The organism is Spirosoma lituiforme, from assembly GCF_054776635.1.
In genome coordinates, this window is sequence record NZ_BAAHBO010000001.1 from 839,483 (window position 1) to 861,332 (window position 21,850).

Genomic DNA, 21,850 nt, shown 5'->3' on the forward strand with positions numbered 1-21,850 from the left:
TCATCAGGTATTATTCATCACTCACCATTTATAAGTCAAAACGTTCGCCCTTTTTCGGGATAATAACCTGTGGAAAGCCTTCTTCCGCCAGGGTGGCCTTGAACGATTCCATACTTTCGTACTCGCCGTGAACCAAGAAAATGTTTTTGAGCGTTTCGGGCGACTGCATGCGCACAAAATTGATCAGATCATTCCGGTCGCCGTGGCCGCTGAATACGTCAATTTTTTCGACGTTGGCCAGCACCTGGTGGTCCGTTCCTTTGATGCTGAGGGTTTGTTGCCCATTCAGCAAACGCCAGCCGAGCGTACCTTCGGCGCAATAGCCGATGATCAGAATCGTAGCGTATGGATTGCTGATATTTTCGGCCACGTGGTACTCAACCCGACCGCCTTGCACCATACCCGATGACGAAATGATGATGCAGGGTTCACCAAAATTGGACACCGCTTTACTCGCCTTCGATGATTCCAGAAACTGGAAGTTCTGAAAATCGAACAGCGTTTCGTTTTCCTTGTAAAACTCCCGTGCTTCCTTATTCAGCAGGCTGATGTGCTGCATGTAAATTTTGGTACTCTCAAAGCCCATCGGACTATCCGAAAAAACCCGGATAGGCGGAAAGTTTCGTTCCGTATACAGTCGGTTAAGCGTATAAAGCAACGCCTGTGTCCGGCCAACACTGAATGAGGGAATAATAAGCCGCCCTGGAATATCGATGCAGGTCCGCTGAATAATATCAGCCAACGCATCTTCGGGCGTCATCTGGTTCTCGTGCAGACGATTGCCGTAGGTGCTTTCACAGACCAGGTAATCAACGGCGGGTACCGTAGCCGGATCAACCAGAAGCGGATAGTTCTTCCGGCCAATATCACCCGAGAAGCAAATACTTTTTCGCTCGCCGTTTTCCGTCACATTGATGACAATGTGCGCTGCGCCGAGTAAGTGCCCTGCCGGAATGAAGGTCACATCGACACCATCGGCAACCCTGAACTTGCGGTTGAAACCAATGGGGACAATATTCTCCATGGTTTCCCGAACCTGTTTGTCCAGAAACAGATCCTTCTGCATCTGTACCTGCCGGTCCTTGACGCGTTGTTTCTTGCTGGCGTTCAGCTCGTTAATGCGCTTTTGGTTAAGCGACGCTGCATCTTTGAGCAGCACATTCGTCAGGGAAAACGTCGGTTCAGTACAGAGTATCTGCCCTTCGTAGCCTTCCCGGAATAAATTGGGCAAATTACCCGAGTGATCCACGTGGGCGTGGGTCAGCAGGACCAGATTTATGCTTGATGCCTCAAAGGGGAAAAATCCCGGATGAGTAACGGCGGGGGGTGATTGACCGTTCGAACTAGCGTCTTGTGGTCTGGACCGATCCAGGTCTGAACCACAGTCAATCAGGATGCGGTAATCATCCTCCAGTTCCAGCAGATACATACTGCCGGTTACCTGCCGGGCCGCCCCCAGAAATGATAATTTCATGCGTGCAACTTTAACTATTCGGTGTCGTTTATTCGATATCTTAGGGTAGGTGCTTTTATCGCAAGTTGGGTGGCGCAATCTTCGTAAGTTTGCAAAAGTACGAAATACCCATCGAATCGCCTAACTGTTCCTTAATGCGCTTTATTCCCCCTTTCGTAGCTGCCCGTTCGCTTGTTTTAGCCACCTGTTTACTCCCTTTTTTTACTACCTCACGCTCTGTTTCTCAACCCCGGCCACCAGCCGATTCGGTAGCTATTCAGCAACTGCTCAGGCAGGTAGAAGCCGTTCAGGCCAGCCCAGCCGTTCGATATGGAACACTAGCACTGTCCGTTCGGCGGGTGCGAGATGGGAAAGAATTTATCGGCTACAATGCCCGCATGAGCCTGCCATCGGCCTCAACGCTAAAACTTATTACAACAGCAACGGCTCTGGCCGTATTGGGTCCTAATTACACCTATACAACGAGTCTTGAGTACGATGGTGCTATTAAAGATTCTGTTTTGACCGGTAATTTATACATACGGGGTATGGGCGACCCTTCGCTGGGGAGTTGGCGATTTCCGGCTTATTACGATTTGCCGGCCCTGATGAAAAGCTGGTCGGATGCAGTGCGCGCTGCGGGCATCCGCACCATTCAGGGAATGGTTGTGGGCGATGCCAGCCTGTATGACGACCTGACAACACCCGGCACCTGGCCCTTCGGGGATTTGGGCAATTATTACGGAGCCAGTTTAAGCGCGCTGAACATCAATGAGAATCTGTTCCGCGTATTTTTCAGACCAGGCAAATCCGTCGGTGCCTCTACCAGCGTGCTACGCACAGACCCCGTCCTGCCTTATCTTACGTTTCGAAATACGGTTACGACCGATGCCGCCAATACGGGTGATCAGGTAAACATTTACGGGGCTCCGTTTTCGAATCAGCAATGGCTGACGGGTAAGGTTCCGATGGGTGAGCCAGCCAACGAGTTCAGCGTAAAAGGCTCCCTACCCGATCCCGCCTTTTTTACCGCCTTTGCGCTTCATAACCAGCTTGTTCAGGATAATGTGACGGTCAGTAGTGCACCGATCTCGCAGGGTGGCGGGTTACCAAAAACAGTTATATCCGCCGGCAAACGAACCATATTAACTCAACACAAATCCCCATTGCTTACGGAGTTGATTCAACAGACAAACTACCAGAGCATCAATCTGTACGCCGAAGCGTTTCTGCGAACAACGGCGCTGGCGCTGACTAAATCCGTTCGGTCGACGAATGCCAGTATCGACGCGTTGACGGCCTATTGGCAACGCAAAGGGGTTGATTTAAACGGATTTCGGATTCGGGATGGAAGCGGCCTGTCGACGGTGGGTGCTCTCACGGCCGATAATATGACGGGAATCCTTAGTACCATGGGCCGGGAGAACGTATTTCCGCAATTTTACGAAACCATTCCTGTCGTGGGGCAAACCGGAACCGTACGAAGCCTGGCGCGCGGAACAGCCGCAGCGGGGAACATTCGGGCCAAAAGTGGTTCCATTGAAGGCGTTCGTGCCTATGCGGGATACTTTACCGCTGCGGATGGCGAACGCATGAGTTTTTGTGTGCTGGTCAATAAATTTACGCCCGGCCAGAACCGCGCCGTAACCAGCGCACTGGAAAAGATTTTCGTGAGTCTGGTAGGGTTGAATGCAACGAGTGAACGAGCGCCCCGTTGAACCGCTCTTTCACTCTTTCGTTCTTTCACTCTTTTAATTTTCTATTCATTTTCCAAGTGCTCGCAAACGGTTACAACGTTGAACCAGTACTGGCCAATGGCTTTTGTCACTTCGCTCAGTCGCTGGAAGGTCGGGGGTTTTGTGATAAAGCTGTTGGCCCCGTTGAAGTACGACGTTTCAATATCATCTTTGGCATCCGACGTAGTCAGCACCAGGATGGGAATGTGGCGAAACACATCGTCCGATTTAATTTCCCGCAGAGCCTCCCGGCCATCCTTGCGGGGCATGTTCAAATCCAATAATATAAGCTCAGGCAGCGTATGCGCTGCGCCTGCATACCGCCCTTCATACCGCAGAAAATCCATCAAGTCTTCGCCATCTTCAGCAAATGAAATACGGCTCGCTGGATAATGCTGATGAAAGGCTTCCCGAGTCAGGTAACGGTCATCTTCGTCGTCGTCAACTAGCAGGATATGAATAGGTTTCTGAAGCTGGTCGGTCATACTGTTGTTGTGATTGGCTTTCTGGTAAAACGACTACAAACGTGGTGCCCGCATTTGGTTTGCTTCGCGCCGTGATGTACCCGTGGTGATACATGATAACGCGCTTGCAAATGGCCAGCCCAATACCGGTTCCATCGAACGTGTTTTTACCATGTAACCGTTGAAAAACTTTAAAGATGTGGTCAATATATTTCTCCTCAAACCCAATGCCATTATCCTCAATGGAAATTTCAAAATAATTTCGGCCGGGTATTAATCCGGCATAACACTCGCCGTCTACGGCCTGAACCGCAATGCGAAGTACCGGCTGAACACCGGGCCGAACAAATTTCAGTGCATTGGAAATCAAGTTGTTGAACAAATGGTCCATTTGGCTGGCAATGCCGTCAATTACGGGCAGATGGCTGACCTCAAGCCGAACGTTCAACCCCTTGATTCGCAACTCCTGGTCATCCAGAATCCGCTGAACAATGTCACTCAGTGAAACCGGCTCAAAGTTCTCCCGATGGCTGGAAATACGGGAAAAATTCAACAGATCCTTTATGAGTTTGGACATACGCTCGGCCGAATTCGAGATTTTGCTCATGAACAGCAGGCTATCCGCGTCGAACAAGTTCCCGTATCGGTCAGTAATCAAATTAGCGAACGACTGGATTTTACGTAATGGTTCCTGTAGGTCATGGCTTGCCACAAAAGCAAATCGCTCCAGTTCTTCATTCGAGGCTTCCAGTTGCCGAATCTGGCCTCTCAACTGAGAATCATAAGCCCGTAACTGGTCTTCGGTTTGCTGCCGGTGCGTTAACTCCTGCACCAGCAACCGATATAAGACAAGTAACGTCAGGAATGTCAGCAAGGACAGCGCGGCAATGATAATAAGCGTGTTTCGATACGATCGATCCGCCTGCCGGATTCTGACTCCCATCAGGGTTTGCTCCGTTTCCACCATCAACGCCACATGACTCCGTAATAAATCCATCTGGCGCTTGCTCTCTGCATTGATTAATGAACTTTTAAAGTCAGACAGTTTGGTCTTCAAACGCGACTGGGTGATCGCCAGCTTGTCATTGATCAATTTCTCAAGTCGAAACCGACGTTGAATCTGAACCCGGTTATCGGTGGTCAGGCCCCGTAATTTGGCAATTTCTCCAGGTAGCAACTGAAGAGCTGTTCGATAGGGTTCCAGATGCGAAACATCATTGGTAATAACATACCCTCTTGAACTTGTCTCCACGTCCTTAATCAACGAGATAATGTTGTTGAGAACCTGGATAACTTCATACGTATGGCGAACCTGCCGGGTATCGTTGCCATACCGGGTATAGCTATAAAAGGAGATGACAAATCCTGAACCAATCAGCACCATAGCCACAATGAAGCCCATCGCAATGCGACGGTTCATGCGTAATGAGCCAATTGTGTTCACTTTTTGCATACCGTGGAGTTATTCCGTGGCAAAGATAAACAACGAACTTAGTGCCGTCTATTCTCTACAATGTTTCAACAACCAAATTATGGTTGGTGTAGATACATACATCCGCTGCGATGTGCAGGCTCTCGCGAACCATTTCCTCGGCCGACAGGCCCGACGCGTGCCTCTTCAGGGCTAAAGCCGCCGACTGCGCGTACATGCCCCCCGAACCGATAGCCGCTACATCGGCATCGGGCTCAATTACGTCGCCGGTACCTGATACCAGTAATAAATCATCTTTAGACGCCACGATCAGCATGGCTTCCAGTTTACGCAGGTAGCGATCCGTCCGCCAGTCTTTTGCCAGTTCAATAGCGGCCCGTTTAAGGTTTCCGCCGTAGGCATTGAGTTTTTCCTCGAACCGCTCGATCAGGGTAAAAGCGTCGGCGGTCGATCCGGCAAACCCGGCCAGTACCTTACCGCCCATCAGGATGCGCACTTTACGTACATTACTTTTGGCAACGGTGTTTCCCATGGTAGCCTGCCCGTCGGCACCAAGCGACACCTGACCATTATGACGAATACCAACTACTGTCGTTGCGTGAATTTTGGGTTGCATGAATTATAATTTGTTGATGTATATAACACCAGGTTGGTGGTTTGTAGTTCGTCGTTGCCTTGACCAACGCCATAGCCTGAGGTGGTCGTTAGCGGAATAACGAACCAACCCCCATTAACTGTTTTCGGAAAATGGGATCGGGCGGTTTACGCTCTCTTCGAGTGAGATAAATGTTTCGGTACGCTGAATACCACTTACTTTCTGAATTTTATCATGGAGCACTTCGCGGAGATGTTGCGTATCCCGGCAAACGATTTTGGCGAATATACTGTAAATACCAGTTGTGTAGTGAATGTTGACAACCTCCGGAATTTTTTCCAGCTGGCGGGATACTTCTTCATACAGAGAACTCTTGTCCAGGTAAATTCCCAGAAAAGCACTAATGTCCCAGCCAAGCTTGGTATGGTCGATGACCAGTTGAGACCCGCGAACAATTCCCATCTGCTTCAATTTGTTCATACGCACATGAACCGTACCACCCGACACAAAAATACGCTTGCCTATTTCCGTATAGGCCATGTTGGCGTCCTGCATCAGCAAACTCAGTATCTTTAGATCCGTATTATCAATTTCTAAATTTTTCTCGGTCATTTTAACGCATTTTTTGATGAGTGCTAACAAAACTAATCCATTTTTGAACGGTTTGTAAATTTTAGGAAATTTTTATATAAAATTTGCAATAAACAGCCATCATAGACTACCTTTGTATTGTCAAGTTGATCGAGCGGGGTCACACGCCGGTCTTCTTGATTCTTTTTCTCACACTGTAGGATGTCGAAATTGGCAGACGTGCCCTCCTGTCTCGGGGGTGGTGATAAAGGATAAACGCAGCATAATGCCGCCCGCAAGGGCGACTGGGGTTGACCACCAGAGTTGTACTGTAGCTAACTGCACCGTGGGCGGTTCGAGTCCCCCTCCTACAGCAAGTACCCGCCCTGGCGGTCGAAGAGTTTAGTTTGTTGATGAAGTGTAATTGAACACGCCGGCTCCCCGATGAGTCCGGCGTTTGTTTTTTTGTAGCCACTCGCAAACTTGTCGTCCCTACCCGGCCTCTATCTAGCTTAAACGCGGACTTTTTTGCGTATTTTTGTCATTTATTAAGCAAGACTTCCCGTCGTAACGACGATCCGATATTCCAACGTGAAACACATTCGTAATTTTTGCATTATCGCCCACATTGATCACGGTAAGAGTACCCTGGCCGATCGTTTGTTAGAATTCACCAAAACTGTTGGCTCCCGCGATATGCAGGCCCAATTGCTGGATAATATGGATCTGGAGCGTGAGCGTGGTATCACCATCAAGAGCCATGCCATCCAGATGGACTACATGCACAAAGGTGAAATCTATACCCTGAACCTGATCGATACGCCCGGCCACGTCGATTTCAGCTACGAGGTATCACGCTCTATTGCCGCTTGCGAAGGGGCCTTACTGCTGGTCGATGCCTCGCAGGGAACGGAGGCCCAGACGATCTCCAACCTGTACCTGGCCCTGAATAACGATCTGGTTATCATTCCCGTTCTGAACAAGATTGACCTGCCGGGTTCCAGACCCGAGGAGATTAAGGACGAAATGGTAGACCTGCTGGGTTGCGAACGTGACGACATTATTCCGGCGTCGGGAAAAGAAGGCATCGGCGTTCCCGAAATTCTGGCCGCTATTGTGGAGCGTATTCCAGCGCCGAAAGGCGAGCCCGCCGGTCCCTTGCAGGCGCTGATCTTCGATTCGCACTTCAACTCCTACCGGGGTATCGAAGTTATTTTTCGGGTCAAGAACGGCCGTATTCGCAAAGGCGATAAGGTGAAGTTCATGAACACCGGCAAAGAATACACCGCTGACGAAATCGGAACGCTCCGCCTGACTCAGGAGCCTAAGGACGTAATCGAATGTGGCGATGTGGGGTACCTGATCTCGGGTATTAAAGTGGCCAAAGAAGTAAAAGTCGGCGATACCGTTACCACTATCGACAATCCTGCCAACGTTGCTATTCAAGGTTTTTCGGAAGTAAAACCGATGGTCTTTGCGGGTATTTACCCGGTAGAAACCAGCGAGTTCGAAGATTTGCGCGATGCGATGGAAAAGCTGCAGCTCAACGATGCCGCCCTCGTATGGGAGCCGGAAACATCGGCCGCGCTGGGATTTGGTTTCCGCTGCGGCTTCCTGGGCATGCTCCACATGGAAATTGTGCAGGAACGCCTGGAACGTGAATTCGACATGACGGTGATTACGACTGTCCCATCGGTGCGGTTCGAGGTAATGACGACCAAAGCCGAAGAGCTTCAGGTGTCGGCTCCCGCTGAAATGCCCGATCCAAACCTGATCGATTACATTGAGGAGCCGTTTATCCGGGCACAGATTATTACTAAAGCGGAATACGTCGGTGGTATCATGGGGCTCTGTATGGACAAGCGGAGTTTGCTTAAAAATCAGGTGTACCTGACCGCCGACCGCGTTGAACTCCAGTTTGAGATGCCGTTGGCCGAAGTTGTATTCGACTTTTTCGATAAGCTCAAGACAATCTCACGTGGGTATGCCTCCCTCGATTACGAGTTCATGGACAACCGCGAGTCGGACATGGTGAAACTCGATGTAATGCTTAACGGCGACAAAGTCGATGCGCTCTCCGCCATTGTTCACCGCTCGAAGTCGTATGAATGGGGCAAGAAACTGTGCGAAAAACTACGTGAATTAATTCCCCGACAACAGTTTGAAATTGCCATCCAGGCAGCTATCGGCCAGAAAATCATTGCCCGCGAAACCTTGAGTGCCCTTCGTAAAGACGTATTGGCCAAGTGTTATGGCGGTGATATTTCCCGGAAGCGCAAGCTGCTCGACAAGCAGAAAAAAGGAAAGAAACGAATGCGCCAGGTCGGCAACGTGGAGATACCCCAGGAAGCATTCATGGCGGTATTAAAGATCAACTAAGAAAATGGCCAGCCCGAAACGAGCTGGCCATTTTTGCTATGTGCCTCAATAAATGAAAGAATCTTAGGCTAACGTAGCGTCTACTTTGATCGTTGCATTCAGTAATTTTGAGATAGGACAGTTGTGTTCGGCGTGATCGACGAGCTCATCAAACTTAGCCTTGTCAAGACCGGGTACGGCCGCTTTAAGCGTCAATACCGACGTCGTGATTGTTCCATCTTCCAGAGAAATAGCACAATCCACGTCCAGCGAATCGGCCGCAAAGCCAGCCTGCTGAATGTTAAAGGCCAGCTGCATCGCAAAACAACCGGCATGAGCAGCGGCTATTAACTCTTCGGGGTTGGTACCTGTGCCATTCTCGAATCGGGTTTTATACGAATATTGTGTTTCTTTCAGAACGGTGCTGGCCGTTGTTACGGTTCCCTGACCATCTTTACCGGTTCCGGCCCAATGAGCCTGTGCGTTGCGAGTGAGTTTCATGATGTTATGAGTTAACTATGTTTGTGATTTGATTTCGTTGAGACAAAAGTAGCAGACCTGTTTCTGCCTATTTTTCACCTATGTTAAAAAGTACCCGCTACTAAAAAAACGGAATCGCCGTTTCGTATTCAGCCCATGACATCCCCGCAGCAAGTCTTATTACACCAGCAATTGTACCAATTCGCCCAGCTTTCAGATGCAGATATCACCCTGTCAACTGAATTCTGGCAAGCCAGAACGGTCGATCGGCATGACTACTTCAACGTCCCCAATTCGCTCTGCCGGTATGTTGGTTTTATCGTAAAAGGGATTTTTCGAGTCTATTACATAGACCCAAAAACGGAACTGGAATATAATCTTTACTTCGCTGGCGAGAATATGTTTATTACTTCGTTAAAAAGTTTGCTCACCCGTACCACTTGCCCGTACCTGATCGAAGCGCTGGAAACATCGGAACTGATGGTGATGCAGTATGATCACCTGCAGCAACTGTACGAGCGTTCGCACGGTTGGGAACGCTTCGGGCGCCTGTTGGCGGAGCAGTATTTTCTGATGAATCAACTCCGATCGGAGAGTTTGCTGGCCCAGACCGCCGAAGAACGCTATGTGGATTTATTAACAAATCATCCGGACATTCTTAATCGGGTTTCGCTAAGTCATATCTCGTCGTACCTGGGCATCAAGGGGCCTTCGCTAAGCAGAATCAGGGCGCAGGTAGCCCGAAAAGCGTAGCCGTACAGGCAGCATGAGCACTGGTAAGAATTACTCTATTCCAGCCTAACCATACTTTCCTTAATACCCTCAGATTCTAAAACTTAGTTGCCTTTTCACTTGTTGAACCGGCTTTGAGTATATAAGGGTTTTCGCTCGCAGCCAGGTCATTTTTCTTTTAAATTAAATGGACAATTAGGGTGCGGCTACGCGCGTAAACCTTGACACCAATAACTACATATCCCGATAGACTAGTAGGTAATATACTGATAATCATTTTCTTATATTTATTTTGGAAAAACAAAATACACTATTCACCTTTGCCTAGCAATTAGCAAGGCTATCCTAGCTTTACCCATCCGATTAGCATGACCACGTTACACAAACCGGCACGATTCGTTTCAACCATCACCGCTTCTCCCCGTCGGGACTTAGGGATGTGCCGAATGCCAATGCAACCCTGTTGTTGAGGCTAAATTCTTTTCACCCTGTGTCCTGATCCGTGCGCGTTGACCCGACGCAGTACTTTTGCTCCAGCCGATCGAATGCGTACCTGCCAGCAAACCTAGTTGGGCACTGTGACAAACAATATAGCCTACTTAGTCAATAGAACATATAAGCCAATAATGAACCTTCCTCCATCTTCACTTCAATCATGCACCCAACACTTTTCACTTCCCCGTCCATCGCCCAAGGGCTTACTGCGCACGTGACATACCAGATTGCAGGTTTCGACCGACTGAATTTCGTGAGTGATATTGCCAATACCGTACCACAGGATGGCAACTACACCATTCGGGCTTTATCCTTTGAAGCGAATGGTATCCAGGCCAGCGGCTTACTGACGGTTCAGATGCAGGAAAACCACAGACTCAACGGTTTGCTGATGCAGCGTTTACGCTCCGTACGGGGACTAGTCAGTATACGGGAAGTTCAGTAAACTCTTTTTTGATTACCAGCGGGTCAGTCAGCGGCAACTGATTGGCCTGTTCATAAAAAAGCCGAAACGGCGGCAACCGTTCCGGCTGGCTAACAATAAGGCTCTGACCGGCCTCATTTCAACATAACCAAGACAAAGTAATGCAAAAACTTTTATTTGCAGGGGTAGCCTGGCTACTCTTCTGCGGAGGATTGCTGGCACAATCGACCGCAACACGACTATCGGGTACCGTTCGAACCGATAACGGCGAGCCGCTGCCGGGAGCAAACGTGGTGCTGAAAAACCAGACAAAAGGGGCAACAACTGACGCCAATGGCCTTTTTAGCCTGGAAGCCCGCTCGGGTGATGAACTGGTTGTATCAGCCATTGGCTACCAGACAACACAGATTAAGGTTGGCGTAAAAACAACGCTCGCTATTTCTTTGCGGGAGTCGGCTTCCCAATTAAACGAAGTTGTCGTCGTAGGTTATGGTACCCAGGACCGCAAAAATCTGGTCGGTTCGGTTACGCAGGTCAACGCCGACGAAATCAAGAACCGTCCGGTTGCCAGCTTCGACCAGCAGTTGCAGGGTCGGGCAGCCGGTGTTCAGGTGGCAGCCAATACGGGTGTACCGGGCGATGGCATTTTCTTCCGCATCCGGGGCACAACGTCCATCAACGCCAGTAATGATCCACTGTATGTCGTGGATGGTGTGTTTGTAAACAACCAGTCACTCCAGAAAATTACAACCCAGGGCCAGTCAAACAACCCATTAGCCGATATTAACCCCGCCGATATCGAATCCATTTCGATTCTGAAAGATGCCGAAGCGACTGCTATTTATGGTGCCCGCGCGGCCAATGGCGTTGTGCTGATTACGACAAAAAGGGGGGCATATAACAGTAAAACGAAAGTTAACCTGAACGCATCCGTTGGGCAGGCGTGGGCTCCCAAACTCTGGGATCTGGTTACGGGACCCGAGCACGCAACGATTATCAACGAAGCCTGGATTAATGATGGTAAGTCTCCTGCTACCCGCCCTTTCCGTCCGGTTTCGGAGGGAGGACGCGGTCTGCCCGAAGACCAGCCTACCTACGACCGGCTGAGTGATATTTTCCGGACGGGTGCCCTGCGGAACTATGATCTGGCCGTGTCGGGTGGTACCAAGCAAACGCGTTTTTACCTGGGTGGTGGCTACACGAGTCAGCAGGCAACGCTTCGTACCAATGATTTTGCCCGGGCGAGTTTCAAACTCAATCTTGATCAGGACATTACGGACAAAATTCGCATTGGCACAAGCAACATCTTCTCTCAGTCGAACCGGACCAATGCCCGCGTCGGCGATGGGCCACAGGGCGGCATTTTACAGGCTGCACTGCACACCCCAACGTATTTACCCAAGTTCAATATTGATGGAACCTATGCCAAATGGGCGGGTTTCGATAACCTGGATGTGCTGATCAATAACACCGATATGCACTCCATTAGTACTCGTTACATCGGCAACATTTACGGTGAATACGACATCGCGGACGGACTTAAACTGCGCAGTAGCTGGAGTATCGACTACAACAATTACGACGAATACGAGTACTGGAATACCCTGACCAACCGGGGTAGCGCCAGCAAAGGACTGGCAACATCGAGTGTCAGCAAAAATACGATCTGGATTAACGAACAAACGTTATCGTACCGAAAAAGCATTGATAACCAGCATAACTTCGGTGCCTTAGTGGGTAACACGTTACAGGGCAATGTATCGACCCAGACGCTGGCGCAGGGCACCAACTTTCCATCGGATGCCTTCAAACAGATTGTCTCAGCTTCGGTAACGACGGCTTCATCAACCCGCAACCAGTATAACCTGGTTTCGTTCTTTGGCCGGGTCGATTATAATTTCGCGAAGAAATATTTTGTTGAAGCCAGCCTCCGGGCCGATGCGTCATCGAAGTTTGCCCAGGGTCATCAGTGGGGTTATTTTCCGTCGGCCGGGGTTGCCTGGCAACTCAAGCAGGAAAACTTTCTGCGGGATGTTGCTTTTGTCAGCGACCTGAAAATCCGGGCCAGTGTAGGCCTGACAGGAAACCAGAATGGCATCGGCAACTACGCATCGCGGGGATTGTGGGGCGGTGGCAACAACTACCTGGACAATCCGGGCACAACGCCGGTCCAGTTGGCTAACCCCGACCTGAAGTGGGAAACCACCCGCCAAAGTAATATCGCCCTGAACGTTGGGCTGTGGAACAACCGCGTTGGTTTGGAAGTCAACGCCTATTCGAAATACACCTACGATCTGCTCTTATTGGTCCCGTTGGCTCAGAGTTCAGGCTTCGCCAGTATTTACCGGAACGACGGCGAAATCAGTAACCGGGGCCTTGAATTTGCCATCAATTCGCAGAACATCAACAAAGCGGGTTTTCAATGGAATACCAGCTTCAATATTGCGGGAAACGTTAACCGGATCGAGAAGTTGACCATTCCTGTCGATGCCAGTTACGCAGCCGAACGAATGGCGCAGGGCCAGGCATTCCACTCGTTCTACGTCTATAAACAGCTCTACGTCGACCCAAAAACGGGCGATGCGGTCTATGACGATGTGAACAAAGACGGCAGGATCACCGTGGCCGACCGGCAGTTCTACGGCAGTGCGCTGCCCAAATTTTTCGGTGGCCTGAATAATACCTTTGCGTATAAAGGCTTCGATTTATCGGTGTTCTTCAATTTCAGCTACGGTAACAAGGTCTTCAACAACAACCGTTTCTTTCACGAATCGGGTGGTACGCGGGATGACCGTCGGGCCATCAACAAGAATCAGCTGACCCGCTGGCAGAAAGAAGGCGACGTTACGGATGTGCCCCGAGTGACCACCATCGGGAATAATTACAACCTGAGCCCCACCAGCCGCTTTGTAGAGGATGGCTCGTTTCTGCGGCTGAATTCGCTGGTGCTTGGCTACACGATTCCAAAATCGGTGCTCCGGCGGGTGGGCGTTTCGTCGGCCCGGATTTACTACAGCGGTTCAAACCTGTGGCTGGTCAGTAAGTATCAGGGACCCGATCCGGAAGTTAACGTAACGGCTGACCCAACTACCCAGGGGTATGACCTGGGTACGCCCCCACAACCCCGAACGGCTCAGTTCGGCCTCAATCTGACCTTTTGATCCGTTAGCGCTTATTCACCATGAAACTGACAGTTAAACTAGTTCCCTTTTTTCTTCTGCTCACGGGTTGCCAATCCTTCCTGGATGTGCAGCCTGAACTACAAGTCGATGAATCGCAGGCCATAACCAATGCCAGTACCGCCGAAGCTGCGTTAAATGGGTTGTACAATCGTCTGGGTAGCGATGGCTATTATGGCTCCAACTTTCAGGCGCTGGCTTATTTATCGGGGGGCGATATCCAATGGACAGGTTCGCAGGGAGCCCCCCAGGAGATAACATCCCGCAAATTAACGGCCGATAATAGCTACGTCGGCTCAGCCTGGTCAGCTATTTACCGGACCATTCTCCAGGCCAACTACCTGCTGGAAACCGTACCCAATCTCACCGATCCCCTCCTGATCGCCGACCGGAAAAACCAGATTCAGGGCGAGGCTTATGCCTTGCGAGCCCTGTCGTACTTTGACCTGGTCCGAGGCTGGGGCGGTGTGCAGACAATTCTGAAAGCAACCCGTACGCCATCCGACAATACGGGTATTAGCCGCGGAAGTGCCGACGACACCTATGCCCAGGTACTCAAGGACCTGACTGCGGCCGAACCGTTATTGAGCGCTACGACCAACCGAAACAAAGTCACCCGGAAAACCGTCTGGGCGTTGCGGGCACGCTACCATTTGTACCGTCAGGAGTGGGATCAGGCAGAAACTTACGCCGGCAAACTCATCGATGATACAAACTACAAACTGGCCAAACCATACAACGCTTTTTTTGCGAACAACGCGATAGCCACGCCCGAATCAGTCTTCGAGATCGCCTACAGTAACTCGTTTAAAAATGGTCATTACAACTGGTGGTTACCGCCAGCCCTCAGCGGCCGACGGGAGTGGGCACCCAACGACAAGCTCGTGGCCCTCCTCAACGATCCGAATGTGGGCGGCAACCGGAAAGAATTGATTGCCCAGACGAGCCCGCCGGGTAATTTGTGGTACGGCAAACTGTATTACCGAATCCCGCTCGGCACCGATCCGGCCTATGTCATTCGCATTGCCGAGCTGTACCTGATTCGGGCCGAAGCGCGGGCGCAACTTGGTAAGACAACGGCCGCCCTTTCCGATCTGAATGCCGTTCGGGATCGGGCAGCCGTCCCCGCATTGCAGGCCGTTACGAAAGAAGCTTTATTATTGGCTATTGAAACGGAGCGGCAGGTCGAGTTTCCATTCGAAGCCGACCGCTGGTTCAATCTGATCCGGACGGGCCGGGTAGCTGCCGTGCTGGGCATTACCGATGCCAGTAAATACGTCTTGCCCATCCCGAATAGTGAAATCCTGGCCGATAAAGCCTTAACACAGAATCAAGGGTATTAAATCAGGTCCATTTATTATGAAAAAGCCATTTGTATTCTCTCTCCTTCTGCTGGCCTTCCTCACAGGTCAGCTTTCGGCCCAAACGCCCCAGACCGTAGGACCGGAGAAAGGGGCGCTTGTTATTGTTGGCGGGGGCACTATGGGCCCCGAACTCTGGAATCGGTTTATTGACCTAGCGGGTGGACCAGCCGCGGCCAGCATTGTTATTATCCCAACAGCGGGCGACGATTCATCGGCGAACAGCACTCCGCGCGAAAAGGAAAAACTGCTTAGCCTGGGGGTTAAAAACATTACCGTCCTGCACACCCGCGACCCAAAAGTTGCCAATCAGGAATCGTTTGTCGCTCCGTTGCGCAACGCTACCGGCGTCTGGTTTGTGGGCGGACGGCACTGGCGGCTGGCCGACTCGTACCTGAATACACTGGCCCACAAGGAGTTCAACGCCGTATTGAGTCGGGGTGGCGTCATTGGCGGTACATCGGCAGGCGCTACCATCCTGGGCTCGTTTTTGGTACGGGGCGATACCAAAGGCAATTCGATTATGATCGGCGACCATACCCAGGGGCTGGATTTTATGCACAACGTAACCATCGACCAGCACTTTCTGCGCCGGAATCGTCAATTCGATCTCATCGAGGTGATCAAAGCCAGACCCGAGCTATTGGGCATTGCCATTGATGAAAGCACCGCCATTGTGGTTCAGCAAAACACCTTCGACGTGATCGGCAACTCCTACGTAGGTATTTACGAAGCCGGACAGATCGCTAAGAGCACTAAATATCCATCGGGCCAGAACAGCAGCGGAGGGCCGTTTTATTTTCTAGGCAAAGGCCAGAAATTTGATCTGAAAGCCCGCAACGTAATTAGCCAGCAACCACCACGGCCCAACGAGCCGGCAAAGTGAGTTGAGGCCATTTTACTGAGAAGTCTAAAATGCATCCTTATTATTCTATTTATTCCATAGAATTTAATTAGATATGTCATTACCTTCGGCTACATCAATTGAATCGGCTCCAGCCTGGACCAGAGGGGAGAAAATAATCTTTCGCTTCGTCTTTATCTATTTCCTGATTCAGGCAATTCCCCTCGACTGGCAATTCTACCGAAACCTATTCTCCATCGACTGGGGAGCCCATTACTACCGCGATCTGTTCAATCTGGCACGGTACGCTCCCCATTTTTTTGGCCCAGTCGATACGTTCGTGAACTGGGCCGTTGTCGCCTTGATCGCGCTGGTAGGCACAGCAATCTGGACCATTCGGGATCGGAAACACGCAGCTTACGACGAACTGTATTACTGGCTCCGGGTCATTGTCCGGTATCGGCTGGCGGTGGCTATGCTCGCCTATGGGTTTATAAAACTGTTCCCCATGCAGGCCCCGTTTCCATCGCTCAGTAACCTCAACACACCGTACGGGGAATTTACAGCCTGGAAGCTTTTCTCGCTTAGTCTGGGCATTACGCCTTCGTACGAATCCTTCCTGGGTCTCGTCGAAATTCTGGGCGCACTGCTGCTGCTTAATCGCAAAACAACCACCATCGGCACGCTGATTATCATCCCATTTCTGGGTAATGTATTCATGTCTAATCTGGCGTATGAAGGGGGCGAACACGTGTATAGTTTCCTGCTCATTACGTTTGCCCTATTCTTGTTCTCCTTCGATGCGATCCGCCTGTTCCGGCTGGTTTCGCTGGAGCGCCCCGCCCTGCCTAATCGCTTCAGGCCGGTATTGACCGAAACCTGGCAACGCTACGGTCGGTTGGCCCTCAAAAGCAGTTTCATCTTTTTTGCCGTGTTTCTTTACGGCTACAAAACGTACGCAGCCTACAAAACAGGACCGTACCCGTTTCCTCAAACGCCGGGTTTGCCCGGAGCCGCTGGCGTGTATGATGTTCAGTTGTTTAAGCTGGCTGGCCAAACCCTCCCCTACTCTAAAACCGATTCGGTACGCTGGCAGGATGTTGTATTTGAAACCTGGAACACAATCAGTATTAAGTCGAACCGGCCGGTCATTCCGAATCAGGCCAATACCGAACAGATTCAGGTTGATGATGCCAATCGAACCTACGAGCAGGCGGGTACAACGGGCCGCCACTATTACAGCTACCAGATCGACTCGACCAAACACGTACTAACGCTGACAAATCGTAATCCGCACTACCCAAACGAAACGCTGACATTACACTACCAGCAGCTACCCAATCAGCTGGTCTTGTCGGGACTAAACAAAAGTCGTGATTCCGTGTACGTGGTTTTAGACAAACTTAACAAGAAGTACCTGCTGAACGAGGCTGCCAAAGCCGGTCGCCGGGGAACCCTTACGCTTTAATTACGCAAAACAATGGCACTCCCGAATAGCACTCCCGAACGGTTAGACTCAGGCCTGGTTTCGCCCGAAGAACTGACCACTACCCAACCCGCAGCCAGGCCACCAGCGACTCCTGACGGTTCGTCGGCAACGACCAGAGTACCCCTTACTAACCCCGAGAAAGGTCGCTATCCGGACTGGACACAAAGCCAGAAAATCGCCTTCCGCATAGCGTTTGTATTCTTTATTGTCATGTCTATACCAACCAATGCGAGCTGGTATAAGAACATAGCTTCCCTCGACTGGCTGCATCTGCACTACCGCGACCTCTATGACGTGGCCCGTTTTCAGCCGAACCTACTGGGTCGGGCAAGTTGGTGGCCCGCGTGGCTGGGCTACGGGGAATGGGTTTTTATTCTGCTGGTTTCTGCTGTGGTAGGCCTGATCTGGACGGCCGTTGTTGCCCTCCGCCGGACTGAGCCGAGCAACTATAACTGGCTCTACTACTGGCTTCGGGTGGTGGTTCGCTACCGGGCGGGCATCGGTATCATTGGTTTTGGCTTTACCAAACTATTACCCACTCAGTTGCCGTACCCGTCGCTCGGCTTGCTGAATACCAACTTCGGCGACCTTACGGCGCAGAAGATCTATTGGCTTTCCATTGGCATTGTGCCCTGGTATGAGGTGTTTACGGGCGTTGTGGAAGTACTGGCCGGAGCGCTTTTGTTTTTCCGGGCCACCACGTTCTGGGGAGCCGTTCTATTATTTGGCGCACTCGCCGACATTGTCTACGTCAATCTGGCTTATGATGGGGGCGTACATGGCTACAGTTCCTATTTCGTGGTGTTGTCAGGGTTCCTACTGGTCTATTACATCCGGGATCTGTATTCCCTGCTGATTCGCGAACAACGCACCATTCCGGTTCATTATTACCCGTCGTTTACGGGTTGGCAGCAGGGGGCGCGCATCGGGCTAAAAACCGCTACCATTGGCATTTTCCTGGTTCTTCTCTTCTGGATTCAATACGTCAATTTCCGGTACGATCCGTATAAACAACCCGCTCAGAAAGGCGTTCGCGAATTGCGAGGCAATTATGCCGTGACGGCATTCAAACTTAACAATCGCGAGATTCCCTATTCACCAGTAGACTCCGTTCGGTGGCAGGAAGCCACGTTCGAAAACTGGTCGACGCTCACGTTCAGGGTTAATCGGGCTGTCCCGCTTGACCTCTCCAACGGGGGCGGCTCCCCCATGCGCGACCTGAACCGAACGTTCGAATTAACGGGGGTAGCCGGTGGTCAGCGGGTATTTTATTACGATGCCGACCCGATCAGTCAGACACTGTACTTGCAGGATAAATACCGGCCTGCTACCGGTCGGCGGGGTGAAGGTGGAGAAAGTAGCGAGGATTCTGCTAAAAAGAAACAAACACCGAAATCAACGGCAACCTCAGGCAAACCCGCCGAATCCTGGATTCCCGCTTCAGCACTGGCCCACATTGGCCCGGAGGACACAAAAATTGAGTCTGTGGCCCGCACAACCCGGCGCACCAAAGGCATACAGTCCGAAGCCCGGCAGGAAGACGGAACCCGTAAACGAATGATACTCAACTACCAGACAACCGACGGATCGCGCGTGGTACTGACGGGCATCAATGAAAACAAAGATTCCGTTTATATCGTGCTGGACCGAATTAACCGCCAGTATGCCTTGTCGAAAAGCACGCTGAATGCGGGCACGTATTAGACGAAGGCCCGGACTAGATCATACCTCAATCGGAACGGTTACGGCGCAAACGGCTGTTATAGGCTTGATTCCTACTCCAATTAAATGATTAATCCTGAATTTGATGCCGTGGTTGTCGGCTCGGGTCCAAACGGTCTGAGTGCGGCCATTACCCTGCAACGCGCGGGTCTGTCGGTCATGGTGCTGGAAGCCAAAGACACGATTGGCGGGGGGCTTCGTTCGGCCGAGCTGACCCAGCCCGGCTTCGTGCACGACATTTGTTCGGCGATTCATCCACTGGCGGTTGGTTCCCCCTTTTTTCGGGCTTTGCCATTGGCCGAACACGGTCTGGAATTTATTAACCCGACGCTGGCAGCTGCCCACCCGTTCGATGATGGCACGGCCGCTGCCCTCCGGCGGTCGCTGACCGAAACAGCTCAATCGCTGGGTATTGATGAACAGACCTACCGGAAGCTGATGGAGCCTATCGTTCGGGACTGGCCGACGATGGCTCCCGATATTCTGGGGCCACTACGTTTCCCCAGGCACCCGATCAATATGGCTAGTTTTGGACTGGATGCACTTTTACCTGTCACACAGCTGGTCAAACGGTTCAAAACAAAAGAGGCACGCGGACTTTTTGGGGGCATGGCGGCTCACGCCATTCAGCCGTTGAGCAACCTGACCACCTCGGCTATTGCGCTGGTGCTGATGACGGCCGGGCACCTCTACGACTGGCCGATTCCCAAAGGAGGTTCACAGACCATAGCCAATGCGTTGGCGTCCTATTTTCGATCCATCGGCGGAAAAATTGAAACGGGGCAGCTAGTCCAGTCGCTGAAAGACATTCCGCCCACGCGGGTTGTTCTGTTCGATGTTACCCCCCGGCAATTGCTCAGCATTGCCGGCGACCGGTTTTCAGCGCTGTACCGCAAGCAGTTGGAGCACTACCGCTATGGCATGGGCGTCTTTAAAATTGACTGGGCGCTGGATGGCCCGATTCCGTTCACGGCACCCGACTGCCGGGCAGCCGGGACCATTCACCTCGGCGGCACGTTCGAGGAAATCGCGGATGCCGAACAGGCTACTTCGTCAGGTAAACATCCCGATAAACCCTTCATTTTGTTAGCCCAGCAAAGCCTGTTCGACGCCAGCCGCAGCCCCGAGGGCAACCATACGGCCTGGGCGTATTGCCACGTACCAAACGGGTCGACGGTAGACCGAACCCAGGTTATCGAGCAGCAGGTAGAACGGTTCGCACCTGGCTTCAGGGACCGGATTCTGGATCGGCATACGATGAACACCGCTCAAATGGAAACCTACAACCCGAACTACATCGGGGGCGACATCAACGGGGGGATCATTGACATTGGGCAGTTATACACGCGTCCGGTAGTCAGTTTATCGCCTTACAAAACATCCGCGCCGGGCCTGTTTATCTGTTCGTCGGCTACCCCTCCCGGTGGCGGAGTGCATGGCATGTGCGGCTACCATGCGGCTCGGGTAGCCCTGCGCGAAGGATTTGGCCTTCCGGTTCCAATAACGCTGGTAACGACCTAAGAAACCGGTAGCTTCAGCCCTCTGGCAGATGGCTCAACACGGGTTATAGCAACCGCCAACCGACCGCCCCGAATGATACAGAAGATACTAAGCGAAAGAACTGACACGTTGAATTTGTTGTCTTATCCTTGTATGGATTGATCCTTTTTTAGACAGGCTGTTTTCGCTCATATGGCTGCCCGAAAAAAGTGAATCACCCATGATTTCCGAGATCAGTAAACGATGTCTTTTTTTGTTAAACCCGGCTCCATTACTCGCCAGATTTGGGGTGACGCCGATGTAATTCTTCTGGTTTTTGCCGGTTCAGCCGCCGAGTTTGCCCTGAACCGGGCGGTAGACTGGTTGTTTTTCACGGGTAAACTCCCGGCTGATCCCATAGCCCGACTCTTTTCAACGGTCCGCTACGCGCAGGATATTGTCTTTTCTTCCGATGAGAAATCCCGGCAGGCCATTGCCCGTATGAGCGCCATTCATGGGAGTGTTGAGCAGAAGCGCGGCTATCAGATCCCCGATTGGGCCTACCGGGATGTTCTGTACATGCTGATCGACTACTCGATACGCGCTTTCGAAACTCTTCACCGACCCCTGACTGATGTTGAGCAGGAAGATGTGTTTGCTACCTTTCGGGAAGTGGGTGCGGGCATGCACGTTCCTGATCTGCCGACAAATTACGCCGACTGGAAAATCGACCGGGAAGCCCATCTGAACCGCGATTTGGTGCGCAGTGAGTTTACGGATAAGCTATTTCAGCGGTACCGCGAACAGCTGGGTAGCTGGCGGTACGATCTGCTCCGGCAAGCGCAGGCCGTTCTGGTGCCTAAACAGGTGAGTCAACGACTGTCCTTACCCCAAAAACCCCTCCTGACGCACACGATTGGGCTATACAAAGTGCTGAATGCGCTTGGTCTTCGCTCCGTCGTTCAGCGCGTACTGCTGCCAACAGACTATCTGGAGCAAATCCGGGGTTTGGACAGGTAAGTTTACCGTAGTAGGTT

The 21,850-nt window shown here is 51.4% G+C and carries 17 protein-coding genes; 11 read left to right on the top strand and 6 right to left on the bottom strand.

Going from position 1 to position 21,850, the window contains the following annotated elements; all coding sequences use genetic code 11:
• Positions 1 to 28: 28 nt before the first annotated feature.
• A complete protein-coding gene (locus tag ACYU87_RS03645) occupies positions 29 to 1,474 on the bottom strand; it encodes an MBL fold metallo-hydrolase RNA specificity domain-containing protein (RefSeq protein ID WP_461132661.1) in 1,446 nt (481 codons plus the stop codon).
• Positions 1,475 to 1,608: 134 nt separating this feature from the next.
• On the opposite strand from ACYU87_RS03645, the gene dacB reads away from it, so the two are divergent.
• On the top strand, positions 1,609 to 3,171 hold the full coding sequence (gene dacB / locus ACYU87_RS03650) for a D-alanyl-D-alanine carboxypeptidase/D-alanyl-D-alanine endopeptidase (protein ID WP_461132662.1): 1,563 nt from the start codon (positions 1,609 to 1,611) through the stop codon (positions 3,169 to 3,171).
• Positions 3,172 to 3,212: 41 nt separating this feature from the next.
• On the opposite strand, the gene ACYU87_RS03655 is transcribed toward dacB, so the two are convergent.
• From ACYU87_RS03655 to ACYU87_RS03670, 4 genes are all read right to left on the bottom strand, one after another.
• Positions 3,213 to 3,674 (bottom strand): response regulator, encoded by a 462-nt coding sequence (locus ACYU87_RS03655; RefSeq protein WP_461132663.1) that lies wholly within the window; start codon positions 3,672 to 3,674, stop codon positions 3,213 to 3,215.
• On the bottom strand, positions 3,631 to 5,073 hold the full coding sequence (locus tag ACYU87_RS03660) for a sensor histidine kinase (protein ID WP_461132664.1): 1,443 nt from the start codon (positions 5,071 to 5,073) through the stop codon (positions 3,631 to 3,633). Before ACYU87_RS03660 ends, ACYU87_RS03655 begins: the two co-directional genes overlap by 44 nt.
• Before the next feature lie 88 nt (positions 5,074 to 5,161).
• Entirely contained in the window at positions 5,162 to 5,701 is a 540-nt protein-coding gene (gene hslV, locus ACYU87_RS03665; RefSeq protein ID WP_461132665.1) for an ATP-dependent protease subunit HslV, read from the bottom strand.
• Positions 5,702 to 5,815: 114 nt separating this feature from the next.
• A complete protein-coding gene (locus tag ACYU87_RS03670) occupies positions 5,816 to 6,292 on the bottom strand; it encodes an Lrp/AsnC ligand binding domain-containing protein (protein ID WP_461132666.1) in 477 nt (158 codons plus the stop codon).
• 549 nt (positions 6,293 to 6,841) lie between these two features.
• Between ACYU87_RS03670 and lepA the strand changes: the two genes are divergently transcribed.
• On the top strand, positions 6,842 to 8,629 hold the full coding sequence (gene lepA / locus ACYU87_RS03675) for a translation elongation factor 4 (RefSeq protein WP_461132667.1): 1,788 nt from the start codon (positions 6,842 to 6,844) through the stop codon (positions 8,627 to 8,629).
• Positions 8,630 to 8,692: 63 nt separating this feature from the next.
• On the opposite strand, the gene ACYU87_RS03680 is transcribed toward lepA, so the two are convergent.
• Entirely contained in the window at positions 8,693 to 9,109 is a 417-nt protein-coding gene (locus ACYU87_RS03680) for an OsmC family protein (protein ID WP_461132668.1), read from the bottom strand.
• Between the two features lie 135 nt (positions 9,110 to 9,244).
• On the opposite strand from ACYU87_RS03680, the gene ACYU87_RS03685 reads away from it, so the two are divergent.
• The 9 genes from ACYU87_RS03685 (at position 9,245) to ACYU87_RS03725 (ending at position 21,833) form a co-directional block, all read left to right on the top strand.
• Complete coding sequence (locus tag ACYU87_RS03685; protein WP_461132669.1) at positions 9,245 to 9,841, top strand: Crp/Fnr family transcriptional regulator; 597 nt, start codon at positions 9,245 to 9,247, stop codon at positions 9,839 to 9,841.
• A 634-nt stretch (positions 9,842 to 10,475) separates the two neighbouring features.
• The gene (locus ACYU87_RS03690; RefSeq protein ID WP_461132670.1) at positions 10,476 to 10,760 is read left to right on the top strand and encodes a hypothetical protein; all 285 of its coding nucleotides are present in this window, start codon (positions 10,476 to 10,478) and stop codon (positions 10,758 to 10,760) included.
• Between the two features lie 140 nt (positions 10,761 to 10,900).
• Positions 10,901 to 13,900, top strand: a complete 3,000-nt coding sequence (locus tag ACYU87_RS03695; protein ID WP_461132671.1) for a SusC/RagA family TonB-linked outer membrane protein — start codon at positions 10,901 to 10,903, stop codon at positions 13,898 to 13,900.
• 20 nt (positions 13,901 to 13,920) lie between these two features.
• Positions 13,921 to 15,261, top strand: a complete 1,341-nt coding sequence (locus ACYU87_RS03700) for a RagB/SusD family nutrient uptake outer membrane protein (protein ID WP_461132672.1) — start codon at positions 13,921 to 13,923, stop codon at positions 15,259 to 15,261.
• Between the two features lie 16 nt (positions 15,262 to 15,277).
• A complete protein-coding gene (locus ACYU87_RS03705) occupies positions 15,278 to 16,165 on the top strand; it encodes a cyanophycinase (RefSeq protein ID WP_461132673.1) in 888 nt (295 codons plus the stop codon).
• Between the two features lie 73 nt (positions 16,166 to 16,238).
• Positions 16,239 to 17,591, top strand: a complete 1,353-nt coding sequence (locus tag ACYU87_RS03710) for a DoxX family protein (protein ID WP_461132674.1) — start codon at positions 16,239 to 16,241, stop codon at positions 17,589 to 17,591.
• A gap of 12 nt (positions 17,592 to 17,603) precedes the next feature.
• On the top strand, positions 17,604 to 19,316 hold the full coding sequence (locus ACYU87_RS03715; protein ID WP_461132675.1) for a hypothetical protein: 1,713 nt from the start codon (positions 17,604 to 17,606) through the stop codon (positions 19,314 to 19,316).
• A gap of 84 nt (positions 19,317 to 19,400) precedes the next feature.
• Entirely contained in the window at positions 19,401 to 20,855 is a 1,455-nt protein-coding gene (locus ACYU87_RS03720) for a phytoene desaturase family protein (RefSeq protein ID WP_461132676.1), read from the top strand.
• A 222-nt stretch (positions 20,856 to 21,077) separates the two neighbouring features.
• Positions 21,078 to 21,833: an oxygenase MpaB family protein gene (locus ACYU87_RS03725; protein ID WP_461132677.1), complete on the top strand. Its 756-nt coding sequence runs from the start codon at positions 21,078 to 21,080 to the stop codon at positions 21,831 to 21,833.
• Positions 21,834 to 21,850: the final 17 nt, after the last annotated feature.

Excerpts from the sequence above, each read along its gene's own strand:
- ACYU87_RS03645 (WP_461132661.1), bottom strand. The coding sequence starts at position 1,474 with ATGAAATTATCATTTCTGGGGGCGGCCCGGCAGGTAACCGGCAGTATG.
- dacB (WP_461132662.1), top strand. The coding sequence starts at position 1,609 with ATGCGCTTTATTCCCCCTTTCGTAGCTGCCCGTTCGCTTGTTTTAGCC.
- ACYU87_RS03655 (WP_461132663.1), bottom strand. The coding sequence starts at position 3,674 with ATGACCGACCAGCTTCAGAAACCTATTCATATCCTGCTAGTTGACGAC.
- ACYU87_RS03660 (WP_461132664.1), bottom strand. The coding sequence starts at position 5,073 with ATGAACCGTCGCATTGCGATGGGCTTCATTGTGGCTATGGTGCTGATT.
- hslV (WP_461132665.1), bottom strand. The coding sequence starts at position 5,701 with ATGCAACCCAAAATTCACGCAACGACAGTAGTTGGTATTCGTCATAAT.
- ACYU87_RS03670 (WP_461132666.1), bottom strand. The coding sequence starts at position 6,292 with ATGACCGAGAAAAATTTAGAAATTGATAATACGGATCTAAAGATACTG.
- ACYU87_RS03680 (WP_461132668.1), bottom strand. The coding sequence starts at position 9,109 with ATGAAACTCACTCGCAACGCACAGGCTCATTGGGCCGGAACCGGTAAA.
- ACYU87_RS03685 (WP_461132669.1), top strand. The coding sequence starts at position 9,245 with ATGACATCCCCGCAGCAAGTCTTATTACACCAGCAATTGTACCAATTC.
- ACYU87_RS03690 (WP_461132670.1), top strand. The coding sequence starts at position 10,476 with ATGCACCCAACACTTTTCACTTCCCCGTCCATCGCCCAAGGGCTTACT.
- ACYU87_RS03695 (WP_461132671.1), top strand. The coding sequence starts at position 10,901 with ATGCAAAAACTTTTATTTGCAGGGGTAGCCTGGCTACTCTTCTGCGGA.
- ACYU87_RS03700 (WP_461132672.1), top strand. The coding sequence starts at position 13,921 with ATGAAACTGACAGTTAAACTAGTTCCCTTTTTTCTTCTGCTCACGGGT.
- ACYU87_RS03705 (WP_461132673.1), top strand. The coding sequence starts at position 15,278 with ATGAAAAAGCCATTTGTATTCTCTCTCCTTCTGCTGGCCTTCCTCACA.
- ACYU87_RS03710 (WP_461132674.1), top strand. The coding sequence starts at position 16,239 with ATGTCATTACCTTCGGCTACATCAATTGAATCGGCTCCAGCCTGGACC.
- ACYU87_RS03715 (WP_461132675.1), top strand. The coding sequence starts at position 17,604 with ATGGCACTCCCGAATAGCACTCCCGAACGGTTAGACTCAGGCCTGGTT.
- ACYU87_RS03720 (WP_461132676.1), top strand. The coding sequence starts at position 19,401 with ATGATTAATCCTGAATTTGATGCCGTGGTTGTCGGCTCGGGTCCAAAC.
- ACYU87_RS03725 (WP_461132677.1), top strand. The coding sequence starts at position 21,078 with ATGTCTTTTTTTGTTAAACCCGGCTCCATTACTCGCCAGATTTGGGGT.